Source organism: Streptomyces sp. NPDC059740 (assembly GCF_042733155.1).
Taxonomy (GTDB): domain Bacteria; phylum Actinomycetota; class Actinomycetes; order Streptomycetales; family Streptomycetaceae; genus Streptomyces.
This window is the reverse complement of record NZ_JBHWGP010000005.1, coordinates 273,794-289,190: the sequence shown is the minus strand read 5'-3', so window position 1 is coordinate 289,190 and position 15,397 is coordinate 273,794. Positions and strand designations below refer to the sequence as shown.

Sequence of the window (15,397 nt, the reverse complement as noted above, 5' to 3'; positions counted from 1 at the left end):
CCGCCGAATGCCGAGGAACCACCCCATGCGCGCCACCACCATCCACGCCCCCCACGACATACGCGTCGAGGAGGTGCCCGACGCGGTCGTACGCCTCCCGCAGGACGCCGTGGTGCGGGTGCTGCGGGCCTGCATCTGCGGCAGCGACCTGTGGGCCTACCGCGGCGAGTCCGCGCGGGAACCGGGACAGCGCATCGGCCACGAGTTCCTCGGTGTGGTCGAGGAGACCGGCTCCGAGGTCTCCTCCGTCTCCCGGGGCGACCTGGTCGTCGCCCCGTTCGTCTGGTCCGACGGCACCTGCGAGTACTGCCGTGAGGGGCTGACCACCTCCTGTGAGCACGGCGGCTTCTGGGGGGCGCCGGGCTCTGACGGGGGCCAGGGCGAGGCGGTCCGCGTGCCCTACGCGGACGGCACCCTGGTCAGGCTGCCCGCCGAGGCGGCCCAGGACGACCGGCTGCTCACCGGGCTGCTCGCGCTGTCCGACGTGTTGGGAACGGGCCACCACGCGGCCGTCGGCGCCGGCGTCCGCCCGGGCACCACGGTCGCCGTCGTGGGGGACGGCGCCGTCGGGCTCTGCGGAGTGCTGGCCGCCCGCCGCCTCGGTGCCGAGCAGATCATCGCCCTCGGCCGCCACACCGCCCGTACCGACATCGCCCGGTCCTTCGGCGCGACCGACGTGGTGGCCGAGCGCGGCCAGGCCGCCGTCGCCGCGGTGCGCGAACTCACCGGCGGCCACGGCGCACACGCCGTCATCGAGGCGGTCGGCACCGAGCAGTCGATGCGCACCGCCGTCGGGATCACCCGCGACGGGGGCGCGATCGGCTACGTCGGCGTTCCGCACGGCAGCGGTACCGGTCTGGACCTCGGCGAGATGTTCAACCGGAACATCGCCCTGCGCGGGGGAGTGGCGCCGGTCCGCACCTACATCCCCGAGCTGCTGCCCGACGTCCTGGACGGCACCGTCGACCCGTCGCCGGTCTTCGACCTGACGGTCCCCCTGGAGGACGTCCCCGCCGGTTACGCGGCGATGGACGACCGCTCGGCACTGAAGGTGCTCATCAAGAGCTGACCTGACCGGTTGCCCGGCCCTGCGGGGCGTCCCCCTTCCCTGGTGGGCGCCCCGCAGGTCGTGTGCCCTGTCGCTCCCGGTACGGCGTCGTTCCGTGCAGCCGTCCAGCCGGTCGCGCGTGCTGCGAGCCGTGCAGACCGTCCCGGCGGCGCCGCCCCCGGGGAGCGCCGCCGGGACGGGCCGGACGTCAGTGCTTCCCGGTCTGCTTGCCGGTGGCCTTCTGCGCCGGGTGGGCGGTCTTCTTCTTGCCGGCCTCGGCCGGTGCGGCCGGGAGGGTCCAGTTCTGTGCGGCGGTGCCGTTGCAGGTGTGGATCTGCAGCTGTGTTCCTTCCGTGGTCGTGGAGTTGGGGTCGTCCAGGCACTTGCCGGACTCGGGGTTGACCAGGGAGCCGCTGCTCCCGGGCTTCCACTGCTGCGCGCCGCTGCCGTTGCAGTGGTAGAGCTGGACGAGCGTGCCGTCGGCGGTACCGCTGTTGCTGACGTCGACGCACTTGCCGAGGACCCGCAGGGTGCCGTCGCCGGCAATCGTCAGGTCCTGTGCGTAGGTGCTGTCGCACCCCCAGATCTGGATGTGGGTGCCGTCGGCGGTACCCGAGTTGGCGGTGTCGAGGCACAGTTTCCCGTTGCTCCCCGCGACGCCCGAGGTGACGGCGCCGATGCGCGGTGACGCCGGGGCCGCGGTGCCGCCCGCGTAGGAGGGCGGGGCGGCGGAGCCACCCGCGGCCCAGGCGGTGTTCGGGCTGGTGCCCAGCGCGAAGGCCAGGGTGCCGCCGGCGGCGAGGGCCGCGGTGGGGGCGTAGGCGTTGTTCCAGGCGCCGCCGTTCCAGCTCGCGGACTGCACGTAGGGCGCGTCGTCCGCGGCGCCGTTCCCGTTGACGTTCAGCTTCTTGCCCGAGGGCAGGGTCACGACGGCCTGCGGGAAGAGCGGTGAGCCCAGGGCGAGGTCCGCGGTCCCCGGGGCCTGCGGGTACATGCCCAGCGCCGACCACACGTACCAGGCGCTCATCGCGCCGAGGTCGTCGTTGCCGTCGGCGAGCCCGCCCGGAGTGTTGGACCAGATCTCGTCCTGGATCGCGCGGACCGTGCCCTGCGTCTTGTAGGGGGCGCCGGTCCAGTCGTACTCCCAGGGCAGTTCGATGCTGGGCTCGTTGCCCACCCAGGCGTAGCCGTTGGCACCGGTGTAACTGCGCAGGACGTTGTCGAGGTAGTGGTTCATGGCGGTGTTGCCGCCCTTGGCCCGGGTGAGGCCGGCGATGTTGAAGGGCACCATGCCGGTGTAGATCCAGGAGTCCGCCTCGACCATGTCGGTGCCGCTGGTCGGGTCGAAGTTGCCCGTCCAGGACCCGCTCGCGTTCCGTGGCTCCACGAAGCCGGACGCCGGGTTGAGCACGTTGCGCCAGTCCTGCGCCCGGGCGGCGTACGTCTTCTGGTCGGCGCTGTCGCCGAGGGCCCCGGCGAGTGCGGACAGGGCGAAGTCGGCGGTGTCGTACTCCAGCGTCGTGGCGACGGGCCCGTAGAAGTTGCAGCAGCCGTAGCTCCCGTCGTGCGGCAGGTAGCCGGGTGAGTCCAGGTAGTTCAGGCCGGGCCGGTCGTTGTTGGTCTTCGACGCCTGGGCCACGAGGGCCTTGAGCGTCTCGGCGGTGTCGAACTGCCGGGCACCGAACGCGTAGTAGTCGGCGATGATGGGCGCGGCGGGGTCACCGACCATCACGTAGGACTCGCCGTTGTCCTCGGACCACTTGGGGAAGATGCCGGTCTGCCGGTAGTCGTCGAGCATGGACTGCGCGGTGTCGGAGGCCGCCTGTGGATCGACGAGTGCCTCCAGCTGGGCCTGGGACCGGTAGATGTCCCAGCCGGAGTAGTTCCCGTAGGCGGCCTTGTGGCCGGAGTCGACGGTGTGCGTCTTCCCGTCGAAGCCCGGGTACCGGCCGTCGGTGTCGCTGACGATGTTGGGGTGCAGCAGGGAGTGGTAGAGCGCGGTGTAGAAGTTCTGCTGCTGCGCCGCGGTGCCGCCGCCGATCCGGACCCTGCCCAGCTCGGAGTTCCAGGCGTTCTGCGCGGCGGTGCGGGTGGCGTCGAAGTCCCAGCCGGCGTTCTCGGCCGTACGGTTGGCCGTGGCGCCCGCGACGGACACGTAGCTGATGCCGACCTTGGCCTGCACGACGGGGTGGGCGGTGGCGTCGAAGGTCACGTACCCGTTGTTGGCGGCGGCCTCGGGGGCGGCCTTCGTCCCGGCCTTTCCGTTGGTGGGCGCGGTGGCCGGACTGCCGTGCAGAACCGGTTTGTTGGCCTTCTCCTTGGTGTTCTTCGAGGCGCCCTGGTCGGTCCTTCGGCGCAGCGTCGGCTTGGCGGCGGGGGTGCCGCTGGTGGTGAAGGGCTGGTCGAAGACCATGTCGAAGTAGACGGTGTAGGTGTTCCCGGCACCGCAGAAGCGGCCGCTGGTCACCTGTCCACTGACCTCGTTCCCGGACACCACGTCGAACTGCGTGTGGGTGGCGCCGTTCTGGCTGCCGGTGAGCTTGAAGACGAGGTTGGCCTGGCGGGTGGCGGGAAAGGTGAAGCGCGCCATGCCGCTGCGCTGGGTGGCGGTCAGCTCGGTGGTCACCTTGTTGGCCAGGGCCACCTTGTAGGTGCCGGCCGAGGCGCTCTCGTCGGCGTGCGAGAAACCGTCGGTGGCCGAGGTGCTGACCGCCCCGACGGTGGGGAGCACGGGGATGTCGCCGGCGGCGCCGCAGCCCGGCCCGGCGATGTGGGTCAGGCTGAAACCGGAGATCGACTTGTCGTTGTACTCGTAACCGCCTCCGGGCGGGCGGGAGGGGGTGTCGGGGCTCCACTGCACCATGCCGAACGGCACATCGGCACCGGGGAAGTCGTTGGCCTGGTTCGACGTGCCGATGAACGGGTTGACGAGTGCTGCGGGGGCGGTGACGAGTGCTGCGGGTTTCCCGGCCGCCGACGCGGGGGCGGCGATCCCCGACACGGCGAGGGCAGCGGCCAGCAGTCCGCCGCCGAGGACTGCGGAGGGGCGGGAGGTACGTCTCATGTCCGAGGTGCTCCTCGTGCTCGTGTCCGCCGGCTCCCCGGGTGGGCGCCGGAGGGCGATGCGGTGAAAAGGACCCGTGCGGTGGCGCCTCTGGCAACGTTGTCGGGCTGCGCCGTACGGTCCGGTGGTGGCGGGACGTACGAGAGCGGGGAGTGCCCACACGGCAGAGCGACCTGAGGTGCCGGAGAAGAGCAGGCGTTCTCGGGGAACGTAGCCATGCGGCAGGTACGCGTCAACTACCTACCGTGAGGGTTGGCCGGTTCGGCATCCCGGGGTCGGGGCGGGGTCCGACGGGGCTGTCTGGTGCCGGCGTCCCTCGGCGCGGCACGGGGGCCACTGCCTGTCATCGCCCGTGGCGCCCCGAGGGAGGCGAAGGCGCGCCGGCAACTCAAGCCCGGGGCCCGGTGGTTGTGCGCCACGAGTGCCATGTTCTCTTTTGGTTGTATGTGTTGACACCTGTCGGAAGGCGTGTGACGGTGGCGGCGCCTGGTCCTGGCCTGGAGACGTGCACTGTTCGTTCATCAACGGGAGTGAGAAGCGTGAGCTCAGGGATACGGCGCCGCAGCATCCTGTCTGCGGCTGCGTTGGGGGGCGCGGTCACCGCGCTCGGCCTTCCGGTACCGGCGTCGGCGCAACCGGCTCCCCTCGACGAACCGCCGCAGGCGCCGCTGCCCCGGGAGGACGGGTACGACCTGTGGCTGCGGTACCGGCAGGTGGACGATCCCGACCGGCTGACGCGCTACCGGGCCGCCCTGAGCTCCTTCGTCCGGCAGGGAGGGGGCCCGCTGCAGGAGTCGGCCGCCCGGGAACTGGAGCGCGGCCTGACCGGGCTGCTCGGCGTCCCCGTCCGGCAGCGCGAGGACGCCCCGTCCGGCGCCGCACTCGTGGTGGGCACCCCCGCCAGTTCCGACCTGGTCCGCGAACTGGTGCCCGCCGGGGACCTGGCGGAACTGGGGGAGGAGGGGTACGTCGTCCGCCGGGTCACCAGGCGCGGCGGAACACGCACCGTGGTGGCGGCCCGCACCGACCGCGGGGTGCTCTACGGCGCCTTCCACCTGCTGCGGCTCCTGCAGACCGGTCAGCCACTGGACCACCTCGACCTCACCGAACGTCCGGCGGCCGCGCTGCGGCTGGCCGACCACTGGGACAACGCGGACGGTTCGATCGAGCGCGGCTACGCGGGTCGGTCCTTCTTCGACTGGGAGAAGCTGCCGCGACTCGACGAGCGGTACACGGACTACGCGCGCGCCCTGGCCTCGCTCGGCATCAACGGTGCTGTGATCAACAACGTCAACACCACCGCGGCCTACCTTGCCGAGCCGTTCCTGACCAAGCTGGCCGCCCTGGCCGGAGTACTGCGCCGATGGGGCGTGCGGCTGTACGTCACAGCGAACTTCGCCGCGCCCATCGACCTGGCCGGCCTGGAGACGGCCGACCCCTTCGACGCGGGGGTCCGCAGCTGGTGGGCGGAGAAGGCCAAGGAGATCTACGGCAGGATCGAGGACTTCGGCGGCTTCCTGGTCAAGGCCAACTCCGAGGGCCGCCCGGGCCCGCTGGACTACGGACGCACCCACGCCGACGGAGCCAACCTGCTGGCCGGCGCCGTCAGACCCTACGGCGGGATCGTGATGTGGCGGTCGTTCGTCCACGACACCGACGAGAAGTGGGACCGGCAGGCCTATCTCGACTTCACGCCACTGGACGGGAAGTTCGCGGACAACGCCGTCGTCCAGATCAAGAACGGCCCCATCGACTTCCAGGTCCGCGAGCCCGCCCACCCGCTCTTCGGCTCGCTGCCCCGGACCAACTCGATGATCGAACTACAGGTGACGCAGGAGTACACCGGCCACGCCACCCACCTGTGCTACCTGGTGCCGCAGTGGAAGGAGGTCCTGGACTTCGACACGCTCAAAGCCGGCGAGGGCAGCACCGTGGCCCGGGTCGTCACCGGCCGGGTGCACTCCTACTCGCACTGCGGGTTCGCCGGCGTGATGAACTTCGGCGACGACAGGAACTGGACCGGTTCGCACCTGGCCGCCGCCAACACGCACGGCTACGGGCGGCTGGCGTGGAACCCGGAACTGTCGGCGCAGGACCTGGCCACCGAGTGGACCCGGATGACCTTCGGCAACGACCCCCGGGTCGTGGAGACGGTGTCCGCACTGCTCCTCGGCTCCTGGCGCACCTACGAGGACTACACCTCGCCACTGGGCACCGGCTACCTCACCCACCCGCCGGACGGCTCGGTGACAGGCCACTTCGACCCCAGCCCGACGACGACCACCCAGTTCCACCGCTCCGACCGCGAGGGCATCGGCCACGACCGCACGGCCGCCACGGGCGACGGCTACACCCAGCTGTACGCGCCGGCGACGCAGAAGGCCTACGAGTCGACGGCGGACTGCCCCGAGGAACTGCTGCTCTTCCTCCACCACGTCCCGTACACCCACCGGCTGGGCGACGGCACCACCGTGATCCAGCACATCTACGACACGCACTTCTCCGGCGCGGCACGGGTGGCGGCCATGCGCGAGGACTGGGACGGGCTGCGCAGCCGCATCGACCACCGGAGGCTCACCGAGGTGAGCAGCCAGCTCAGGGAGCAGAGCGCCAAGGCCGCCCAGTGGCGGGACACCCTGGTCGCCTACTGGTTCGAGCTGAGCCGGGTCCGCGACGAGCACCGCAGCTGGATACAGGCCGTCGTCGCACCCGCCGACACGGCGCTGCTGGGCGGCGAGCGCAACACCCTTCCCGTCCAGGTGGTGAACGCGACGGCCTCCGGGCTGCGCACCGTGACCTCACTGGACGTACCCGAGGGCTGGCGGTCCGAGGAGGCGACCTGCTACGTGGCCCCGGCGGAGGACGAGACGGTGGACCTGGCCGTCGTGCCGCCGCCGGCCCCGGCGCTCGCCACCCTGCACGCCCGCCCCCGGTCCGGCTCGGTACCGGCTCTCGACTCCTCGCTGCGCAGCCTGGCCAAGGTCGTCGTCCTCCCACCGGCCACGCGATGCGTGCACGCACTGGACGCCGGGTCCGACTCGGCCCCGGTGCTGACGGGCTACACCCGGCTCGGCACTGCCGACACCTGGCACGAGGGGGCCGCCTTCGGCTGGGTCGGCAACACACCCGACGCCACGGACACCGGGCTCTTCGACGTCGTCCGCCGGGACTACGTGCACGACAGCGCCCCGGCCGTGCTGCGGCTGAAGCTGCCCGCCGGGCGCTGCACCGCGCACCTGCTCACCGGCGACCCCAACACCTTCAACCGGCCGTTGATCGTGCGGGTGGGCGGCGTGGAGAAGGCCCGCAGCGAGCAGCTCGACGGCCGGGAGTTCACCTGGTTGCAGGTCCCGCTGGACGGAGGTCCGAGCGGAGGGGAGGTCGACCTGGAGCTGTCCGCCCGGGAGGGGGAGTCCTGGCACCTCGGTGCCTGCGTGATCGTGACGGACGACTGAGCACCGCTCCGCCGTGCCCCGCGGGACGGCGGGGGCACGGCGGGGCGGTGCTCGCGCCTGCCTCCCACAGACGTGGGCCGGGAGGGGCGCGGCCGGCGCCGCAGTCAGCAGCAAGCCGGTACACCGTGGTCAGCACCAACCCGGGCAGGGGCGACCAGCCGCTGACAGGAGATGAGGAGTTGCGTATGAGAGCCGGAACGACCCACCGGCGTCCGAGACGCCTGCGCCGCACGGTGGGCGTCGCCACCGCTTCGGCCCTGGCCGCCGCCATGACGCTGACCGGTGCCGGTGCCGCGACGGCCAAGGGGGACGGCGGGCACCGCATCCCCACCGTCTCCTCCGGAAACGCCCGCTTCGAAGTCCTCTCACCCACCCTCATCCGCACCGAGTACGCAGGTGACGAGCAATTCACCGACGAACCGACGTTCAACGCGATCGGGCGCGGGGAGTTCACGCCGACCGCCTACAGCGCCCGGACGTCGGACGGTTGGCTCACCATCCGGACGAGTGCGATGACCCTGCGCTACCGGGTCGGTTCCGGGGCGTTCGACGCCCAGAACCTCCTCGTCGACCTGACGGCGGGCACCCCGGTGACCGCCGCGCCCTGGCAGCATCTCCTCTGCACCCCCGGCGCGCTGTGCGAGGCGGAGGACCTCCAGCTCAACGGGGCGTCCACCGCCTCCGACCACAAGGGCCACACCGGCTCCGGATTCGCGGCGGGCTTCGAGAGCACCGGCAGCTCACTGTCCACCGACATCGATGTCAAGGACGCGGGCGCCTACCAGTTCGCTCTGCGGTACGCCAACTCCCGCGGCGGCGACGGCCAGACGCGCACCCGCAGCCTCTCCCTCTCCGTCGACGGCGGGGAGCAGCAGCAGGTGAGCCTGCCGACCACGGCGGACTGGGACACCTGGGGCCTGGCCACCGCCCGTCTCCAACTCGGCGCGGGACACCACACGCTCGCACTGACCCGGACCGCTTCGGACTCCGGGGACGTGAACATCGACAGCCTCGCGCTGGTCCGGCCCGGCGACCCGTACCCGCCCGTGTCCACCACGGCGATCAGGGACTGCATGTTCGGCGTGGCGTGCGAGGCGGAGGCCGCCCGGCTCGGTGGCGGCGCGATCACCGCCACGGACCACAAGGGGTACGCCGGCAACGGCTTCGCCGCCGAACTCGACCAGGGGGCCGGTCTGACGACCCACCTGGTCGGCGTCCCCGCCGACGGCGTCTACACCCTCCGGGTGCGCTACGCCAACGGGACGGGCGGTGACGGCCTCCACCGCACACGCCAGGCCACCGTCACCACCGGCGGCACCTCCACCACCCTGGAGCTTCCCGCGACGAAGGACTGGGACGACTGGCAGACGGCCGCCGTGTCCGTCCCCCTCAAGGCAGGCGCCGACGACATCACCCTCGGCTGCCCCGACCAGGCCAGCTGCCACGTCAACGCCGACACCCTCTCGGTGGCCACCCCGGGCCGGGCCGCGCCCCCGCCGCACATCGCGCTGGGCGGTTACCGCCGGGGACTGGACGGCGTCGACGGCGGCAGCAGCACCCTCACCACCACCCCGGGCCTGCTCAACCAGGACGGCTGGTACCTGCTCGACGACACCCCCTCGGCGCTGTACGACACGGGGGCGCAGAAGGTCCGGCCCCGCCCCGGCCACGGTGGTGCGCCCTACCAGGACGGCTACGTCTTCGGCTACGGACACGACTACAAGCAGGGGCTGGCCGACCTGGCCACGCTGACCGGGCCGCCGGCGCTGCTGCCCCCGTGGGCGTACGGCGTCTGGTACTCGGAGTACATCGACCGGACGGCCGCCGACTACCGCGACACGATCCTGCCGGCGTTCCGGGCGGAGGGCGTCCCCCTCGACGTCCTGGTGACCGACACCGACTACAAGGCGGTGAACGACTGGAGCGGCTGGGAGATGGACCGCACCAAGTTCCCCGACCCCGAGGGCTTCTTCGACTGGTCCGCCTCCCAGGGCCTGCACAACACGCTCAACGTGCACCCGAGCATCCTGGCCTCCGACCCCCAGTTCGCCCAGGCGCAGGCCATCGCCAAGGGCAAACTGTCCAAGGGCGGCTGTGCCTCGGGGGCCGAGGTCGAGGACAACTGCTACACCTTCGACTTCGGCGACCCGGACCAGCTCAAGGCCTACCTGGACCTGCACCGGACCATGGACCGGCAGGGCAACGACTTCTGGTGGCTGGACTGGTGCTGTGACGCGTCCCGGTCCTCGCTGCCCGGGGTGAGCCCGGACGCGTGGATCAACCAGCAGTACGCCACCGCCACCGCCGGAAAGCTCGGGCGGGGCTTCGTCCTCTCCCGGGCCTACGGCTCACTCCAGGCCGGCGGGTACAGCGGGCAGCAGGCGCTGCCGACCGGGCCGTGGGCGGACAAGCGCACGACCGTCCACTTCACCGGCGACACTGCCTCCACCTGGGGCACCCTGAAGCTGGAGGTCGGCTACACACCGGGGGAGTCCGCCGCGACCGGAATGGCGGCCGTCACCCACGACATCGGCGGCCACAACGACACGACGGGGCTGACCGGTTCGGAGACGTACACCGACGGCGGGCAGCAGCGCACCACGCACAAGCTGCCCGACGACCTGTACGCACGCTGGGTGCAGTTCGGGGCCTTCCAGCCGATCGACCGCCTGCACAGCAACCACAGCGACCGGCTGCCCTGGCAGTACGGCAGCGCGGCACGGAAGTCGGCGGACAGGTTCCTCAACCTCCGGGAGAACCTGTTGCCCTACACCTACACGCTCGCCGAGGAGGCGCACCGGACCGGGGTGCCGATCGTCCGGCCCACCTACCTCGAGTATCCCGGGGAACCGCAGGCGTACGCGGCCGCGAACAGCGAGTACTTCTACGGCCCGGACGTGCTGGTGGCCCCGGTGACCACCCCCGGTGACTCCGCCACCACCTCGGTGTGGTTCCCGCCCGGCCAGTGGACCGACTACTTCACCGGCCGGACCTACGCCGGCGGAACCACCCACGAGATCACTACCGGGCTCGACACGATGCCGGTGTTCGTCAAGGCCGGCGGCATCCTGCCCACCCGCACCCACGACGTCACCGACCACGACCGCAACCCCCTGACAGACGTCACGCTCTCCATCGCCACCGGCGCCCCGGGGTCGTACAGCCTCTACGAGGACGACGGCACCACGACGCGGAAGGACCGCGGGGCCACGACGACCATCCGGTACGCACACAAGGGTGCGCGCCACACCGTGTCGATCGGCCCCGCCCGAGGGTCCTTCCCCGGCCAGGTGCTCAAGCGCAAGTGGACGCTCTCGCTCCTGGGCACCCACGCACCCACCGAGGTCACGGCGCGCGGAGTGCGGCTGTCCCCGCACGCGTACCACTGGGACAGTGCCACCGGCGTGCTCACCGTCGAGCTGCCCCGCCTCTCCGTGCACGAGCCCGTCACCGTCACCTACCGCTAGGCCGCCTCTGCCCGTCCGCCCGCTCCCCGACGGGGACGGACAGCCGGCGCGGGACTTCCGCCGAGCCCGTTCGCGCAGCGTGCGAGCGGGCTCGGCGGCGTCCGGCGATCGGTGAGGGACCACCCACCACCGTGCCCGCCCCGGCCCGGGGCACGGCCCGTCGGCATGGGGCCGGAACCAGCGGGCAGATGAAACCCCGGACGGTGGGCGCCCTGCCGTCCCGGCAGGGCAGGTGGTGGGGGAGAGGTGGCGGAAGAGATGGCCGAGGGATCGACGGTGGCGACGAAGCGAGAGCACCGGCCGGTGTGCGGTGAGGGTGTGCGGACACCACCACTGCGGCCCGGCGCCTACGACCCGGCCGACTACGCCGCATCGGTGGTGCGCAGCGCAGGAGAGGCCGGAGTGTCCCCCCTGCTCCTGATGACGGTGCTCCACAACGAGGCGTACAAGCCGCACCACCCGCTGCTCGAGCGCCTGTGGCAGTGGTGGAAACCCGGGGCGGCCTTCGGGGTGGCCAACATGCACCGTGCGACCTTCGAGCAGGTCCGCCGCACGCACGGCCTGTCGGGGCAGTGGCAGGACCTGCGTGACCGTCCCCCCTTCGCCGTGCACACGGCGGCCCTGTACCTGAGCGACCTCGACCGGCGTCTTCCGGAGCGGCACGTGCGCCGCTACACCCGCGAGGAACTCCTCGCCCTGGGCTACAACGCCGGTGAACGCAACATGCGCGCGTTCGCCCGCGGCGTCCCGCCGGGCCCCATGGCCCGCTCCTACCTCCGCCGCTTCCGCGCCCACCGGACCCGGGCCGCCGAGGTGCTGGCGGACAGCATGGAGCCGCGCGCGGACGGACCGGCCTGATCCCGAGCCGCCGCCGACGGGTCCGCCTCTGGTCGTCCCCGCGGGCGGGGGAGGCGAGGACACCGGAGCCGGCCGGCGCGCGGTCCGGGACTCCGGGCGGAGCGGGGGCGGGGCGCGGGTGCTCCCGGGCCGGTCAGAGAGGTGAGGTGTCGGCCCAGCCCAGGGGGTAGGCGCCCTGGCCGGCCGGCGGGACGGTGGGCTCGCCTGCTGCCTCGGTGAAGGCGGTGAGCGCCTCGACCAGTGCCGCGCCCTGGGCCGGCGCCATCCGGCCGACGATGGCGGAGACCTCCTGGCGGCGCCGCGCGGTGACCTCCTCGACGGTGCGTCGTCCGTCCTCCGTCAGCTGGATCATCGTTTCGCGCCGGTTGTCCGGGTTGGCGCGTCGGTCCGCGAAGCCCACGCCGATCAGCCTGTCGATCATGCGCATGGCGGTGGAGGGGTTGACTCCGAGGAGCTCGGCCACCGTGGACAGGTTGCTCGCGCCGTGCGCGGAGAGTACGACCAGCAGCCGGAACTGGGGCAGGGTGATCTTGTCCTCGACCGCCGTCAGCGAGCGGGCGGACACACCGACCAGCACCCGGGAAGCGGTGAGCACCGCCCGGGTCACCGCATCGACGTCACCCATGTCCGCTGTCCTTACCTCGCGCTCGACCACGCTCATTTCTACCTCGTCCGAAGGTCGACTTGACAACGTTTGCATAATGCAAAAAGGACGAGGAGAGGAAGACATGACTGTTGCGGACGAGGCGGGTCCCGTGCCCGCCGGCGTGGAGGAGGCCGTCGTGGGGACCCGACCGCCGTCACTCGCGGCGTGGGTGCGCGACGCCCCGTGGGGCTTGCTCGCGCTCGCCGTGACGGTCGGGGCCGGAGCCGGGCTGGGATCGATCGCCTTCCGCTGGCTGATCGTGACGTTCACCGGCCTCTTCTCCGGCCACGGCGACTACGCCGGGGCGGGACGGAGCCCGAACCCGCACGTGCCCTGGCTTGGCCCTGCCTTCGTGGTGCTGGCTCCGGTGCTCGGCGGGCTGCTGTACGGACCGCTGGTCGACCGCTTCGCCAAGGAGGCCCGCGGCCACGGCGTGCCGGAGGTGATGCTCGCCGTCGCTCAGCGCGGCGGCCGGATCAACCCCCAGGTCGCCGTCGTCAAGGCGCTGGCCTCCGCCCTGTGCATCGGCTCGGGCGGCTCGGTGGGGCGGGAGGGGCCCATCGTCCAGATCGGGTCCGCGCTCGGTTCCACTCTGGGCCGGGTGGTGAAGGTCTCCGAGGACCGGATGCGGCTGCTGGTCGCCTGTGGCGCGGCCGGTGGTATCGCCGCCACCTTCAACGCCCCGCTGGCGGGCGTCTTCTTCGCGATGGAACTGATACTGGGCGCCTTCAGCGTCGAGGCGTTCGGCGCCACGGTGCTCTCCAGCGTCACCGCGAGTGTCATCGGCCGGGCCGCGTTCGGCGACACGGCGTTCCTCACTCTGCCGCCGTTCCACGTCGGACACCTGGCTCAGTACGCCCTGTTCGCGCTGCTCGGGGTGGTCGCAGGGGGCGTCGGCGTCGGCTTCACCCGGGTCCTGTACTGGATCGAGGACGCCTGCGACTGGGCCTGGCGCGGCCCCGAGTGGCTGCGTCCCGCTCTCGGAGGTCTGCTGCTCGGCCTCGTCCTCCTGGTGCTGCCCGAGATGTACGGGGTCGGCTATCCCGTGTTGGAGAAGGCGGCCCACGGCGGGTACGCCGCGGCCTTCCTGCTTCTCCTGCTCGTCGGGAAGGCCCTCGCCACCAGTCTGACCATCGGCATCGGCGGTTCCGGTGGCGTCTTCGCCCCCAGCCTGTTCATCGGCGCCATGCTCGGCTCCGCCTACGGGGCGGGGGTCCACCAGCTGATGCCGCACTCCGCGGGAGCGGCGGGCGCCTACGCCCTGGTCGGCATGGGGGCCGTCTTCGCCGGCGCCGCGCGGGCCCCCATCACCGCCGTCGTGATCCTCTTCGAACTCACCGGCCAGTACTCCATCATCCTGCCGCTGATGCTCGCCATCGTGCTGGCCACCCTCACCAGCCGCCTCCTGTCCCGCGACACCGTCTACACCCTCAAGCTGCGGCGCCGGGGCATCGATCTGGACGCTCCGGCAACCGGAGCCAAGCTGGGAGCGCAGGCGGTGGAGACAGTCATGGAGGTGCTTCCCACCCCGTTGACCGCCACCACCGAACTCGAGGCGGCAGGAGACCGGTTGAGCCTGTCCGAGCACGGAGCGCTGCCCGTCGTCGACGGGGAGGGGCGCTACCTGGGCACCCTGACGGCCCGCGCGGTCGCCGAGGCACTCGCCGAACGGCCCGACGGCGGACCCGCCGCCCCGGCCACCGTCGGCGACCTCACCGCATCACCCCCACCGGTCACCACCGACATGGCACTGGCCACCGCGCTGCACGTCCTGGTGGCCGCGCCCGGAACCGGCCTGCCCGTCCTGGACCCCGGCAAGGACCGGCTCGCCGGCTGGCTGACCCACCAGGGCGCCCTGCGCGCACTCCACGCACCGGCCACCGTCTGAGCCGAAGCCGGCGCACCCGTCGACCGGCGCCGCCGGGTGCGTCCGGTGGCGCCACCCGGGGGCTGCGTCCGCTGCCCGGCACGGGGCGAACCGTCCCGTGCCGGGCAGCAGCCACTCACCCCCGGGCGCGGCCCGAACACGCCGGACACAGGCCGCGGTAGATGATCTCGGCATCGGTCACGGTGAAGCCGTAGCGCTCGGCCGGCGGCAGGTCCGCCAGCGGGCTGCCGGTCGGGTGGACGTCGCGGATCGTGCCGCAGACCGAACAGACCAGGTGCTGGTGGGGACGTCTGGCATTGGGGTCGTACCGCTTGGCGCGGCCGTCCGTGGAGACCTCCAGGACCTCACCGAGCGAGACCATCTCCCCGAGAGTGTTGTAGACGGTCGCCCGGGAGATCTCCGGCAGCAGCTGCGCGGCCCGGGCGTGCACCTCGTCGGCGGTGAGGTGCACGTGGTCCCCGTCGAGCACCTCCGCGACGACCCGTCGTTGCGCCGTCAACCGCCAGCCCTGGCCACGCAGCCGTCCCAGCAGATCGCTCACGTAGGTCACCTCTTCGGGTCGCGCACGGGGACGTCGACCGAGGCGGGGCGCCGGTCGGCCATCGATCTGGTTTTCTTCTTGACTTGGACTGTGTCCATCGTAGGATCGAGTCCGGCGTGAGCCAAGGGACAGGACGCTCCCGGCGGCAGGAGTGGACGAGTGACGGGACCAGCACCTCCGGGTCGACCGCCACCGTCCTGCCCACCAGGGGCCTCAAGGGGCGTGACGTCCGGTGACGCACCCGCCATGTGAAGCCCGCAAGTCCCCTGCCAGCCGTCCGCGTACCGACCACCCGGACCTCCACCCCGCACCGCAACCGCTGAGTTCGCCACACGTCCGCCCGAGCCGCCTCCGGCTCACACCTGGCCCGGGGCGGGGTTCGCCCGGCCCCGGGGCCGGCTGACCTCATCGCCCTCCCCCCGCCTCAGAA

8 protein-coding genes are annotated in these 15,397 nt (G+C 72.1%); 5 read left to right on the top strand and 3 right to left on the bottom strand.

Features of this window, described 5'->3' with window-relative positions:
* The first annotated feature begins 25 nt into the window (after positions 1–25).
* The gene (locus ACFV3R_RS09560) at positions 26–1,069 is read left to right on the top strand and encodes a zinc-dependent alcohol dehydrogenase family protein (RefSeq protein ID WP_385578210.1); all 1,044 of its coding nucleotides are present in this window, start codon (positions 26–28) and stop codon (positions 1,067–1,069) included.
* 187 nt (positions 1,070–1,256) lie between these two features.
* Here the strand turns inward: ACFV3R_RS09560 and ACFV3R_RS09555 are convergent, their stop codons facing one another.
* Positions 1,257–4,112 (bottom strand): lectin, encoded by a 2,856-nt coding sequence (locus tag ACFV3R_RS09555; protein ID WP_385578207.1) that lies wholly within the window; start codon positions 4,110–4,112, stop codon positions 1,257–1,259.
* A gap of 539 nt (positions 4,113–4,651) precedes the next feature.
* On the opposite strand from ACFV3R_RS09555, the gene ACFV3R_RS09550 reads away from it, so the two are divergent.
* The 3 genes from ACFV3R_RS09550 (at position 4,652) to ACFV3R_RS09540 (ending at position 11,892) form a co-directional block, all read left to right on the top strand.
* Positions 4,652–7,567, top strand: a complete 2,916-nt coding sequence (locus ACFV3R_RS09550; protein ID WP_385578204.1) for an alpha-glucuronidase family glycosyl hydrolase — start codon at positions 4,652–4,654, stop codon at positions 7,565–7,567.
* A 269-nt stretch (positions 7,568–7,836) separates the two neighbouring features.
* Positions 7,837–11,034 carry a TIM-barrel domain-containing protein gene (locus tag ACFV3R_RS09545; RefSeq protein ID WP_385578293.1) on the top strand — a complete coding sequence of 1,066 codons (3,198 nt, stop codon included), beginning with the start codon at positions 7,837–7,839 and terminating at the stop codon, positions 11,032–11,034.
* Positions 11,035–11,292: 258 nt separating this feature from the next.
* Entirely contained in the window at positions 11,293–11,892 is a 600-nt protein-coding gene (locus ACFV3R_RS09540) for a lytic transglycosylase domain-containing protein (RefSeq protein ID WP_385578201.1), read from the top strand.
* Between the two features lie 133 nt (positions 11,893–12,025).
* On the opposite strand, the gene ACFV3R_RS09535 is transcribed toward ACFV3R_RS09540, so the two are convergent.
* Positions 12,026–12,517, bottom strand: a complete 492-nt coding sequence (locus ACFV3R_RS09535) for a MarR family winged helix-turn-helix transcriptional regulator (protein ID WP_385578198.1) — start codon at positions 12,515–12,517, stop codon at positions 12,026–12,028.
* Between the two features lie 103 nt (positions 12,518–12,620).
* On the opposite strand from ACFV3R_RS09535, the gene ACFV3R_RS09530 reads away from it, so the two are divergent.
* Entirely contained in the window at positions 12,621–14,426 is a 1,806-nt protein-coding gene (locus ACFV3R_RS09530; RefSeq protein WP_385578196.1) for a chloride channel protein, read from the top strand.
* A 115-nt stretch (positions 14,427–14,541) separates the two neighbouring features.
* Here ACFV3R_RS09530 and ACFV3R_RS09525 read toward each other — a convergent pair whose 3' ends face one another.
* On the bottom strand, positions 14,542–14,967 hold the full coding sequence (locus ACFV3R_RS09525) for a Fur family transcriptional regulator (protein WP_385578193.1): 426 nt from the start codon (positions 14,965–14,967) through the stop codon (positions 14,542–14,544).
* Between the last annotated feature and the right edge of the window lie 430 nt (positions 14,968–15,397).

Bases quoted from the DNA above. Each gene is read 5' to 3' on its own strand.
- ACFV3R_RS09560 (WP_385578210.1), top strand. From the start codon at position 26: ATGCGCGCCACCACCATCCACGCCCCCCACGACATACGCGTCGAGGAG.
- ACFV3R_RS09555 (WP_385578207.1), bottom strand. From the start codon at position 4,112: ATGAGACGTACCTCCCGCCCCTCCGCAGTCCTCGGCGGCGGACTGCTG.
- ACFV3R_RS09545 (WP_385578293.1), top strand. From the start codon at position 7,837: ATGACGCTGACCGGTGCCGGTGCCGCGACGGCCAAGGGGGACGGCGGG.
- ACFV3R_RS09540 (WP_385578201.1), top strand. From the start codon at position 11,293: ATGGCCGAGGGATCGACGGTGGCGACGAAGCGAGAGCACCGGCCGGTG.
- ACFV3R_RS09535 (WP_385578198.1), bottom strand. From the start codon at position 12,517: ATGGGTGACGTCGATGCGGTGACCCGGGCGGTGCTCACCGCTTCCCGG.
- ACFV3R_RS09530 (WP_385578196.1), top strand. From the start codon at position 12,621: ATGACTGTTGCGGACGAGGCGGGTCCCGTGCCCGCCGGCGTGGAGGAG.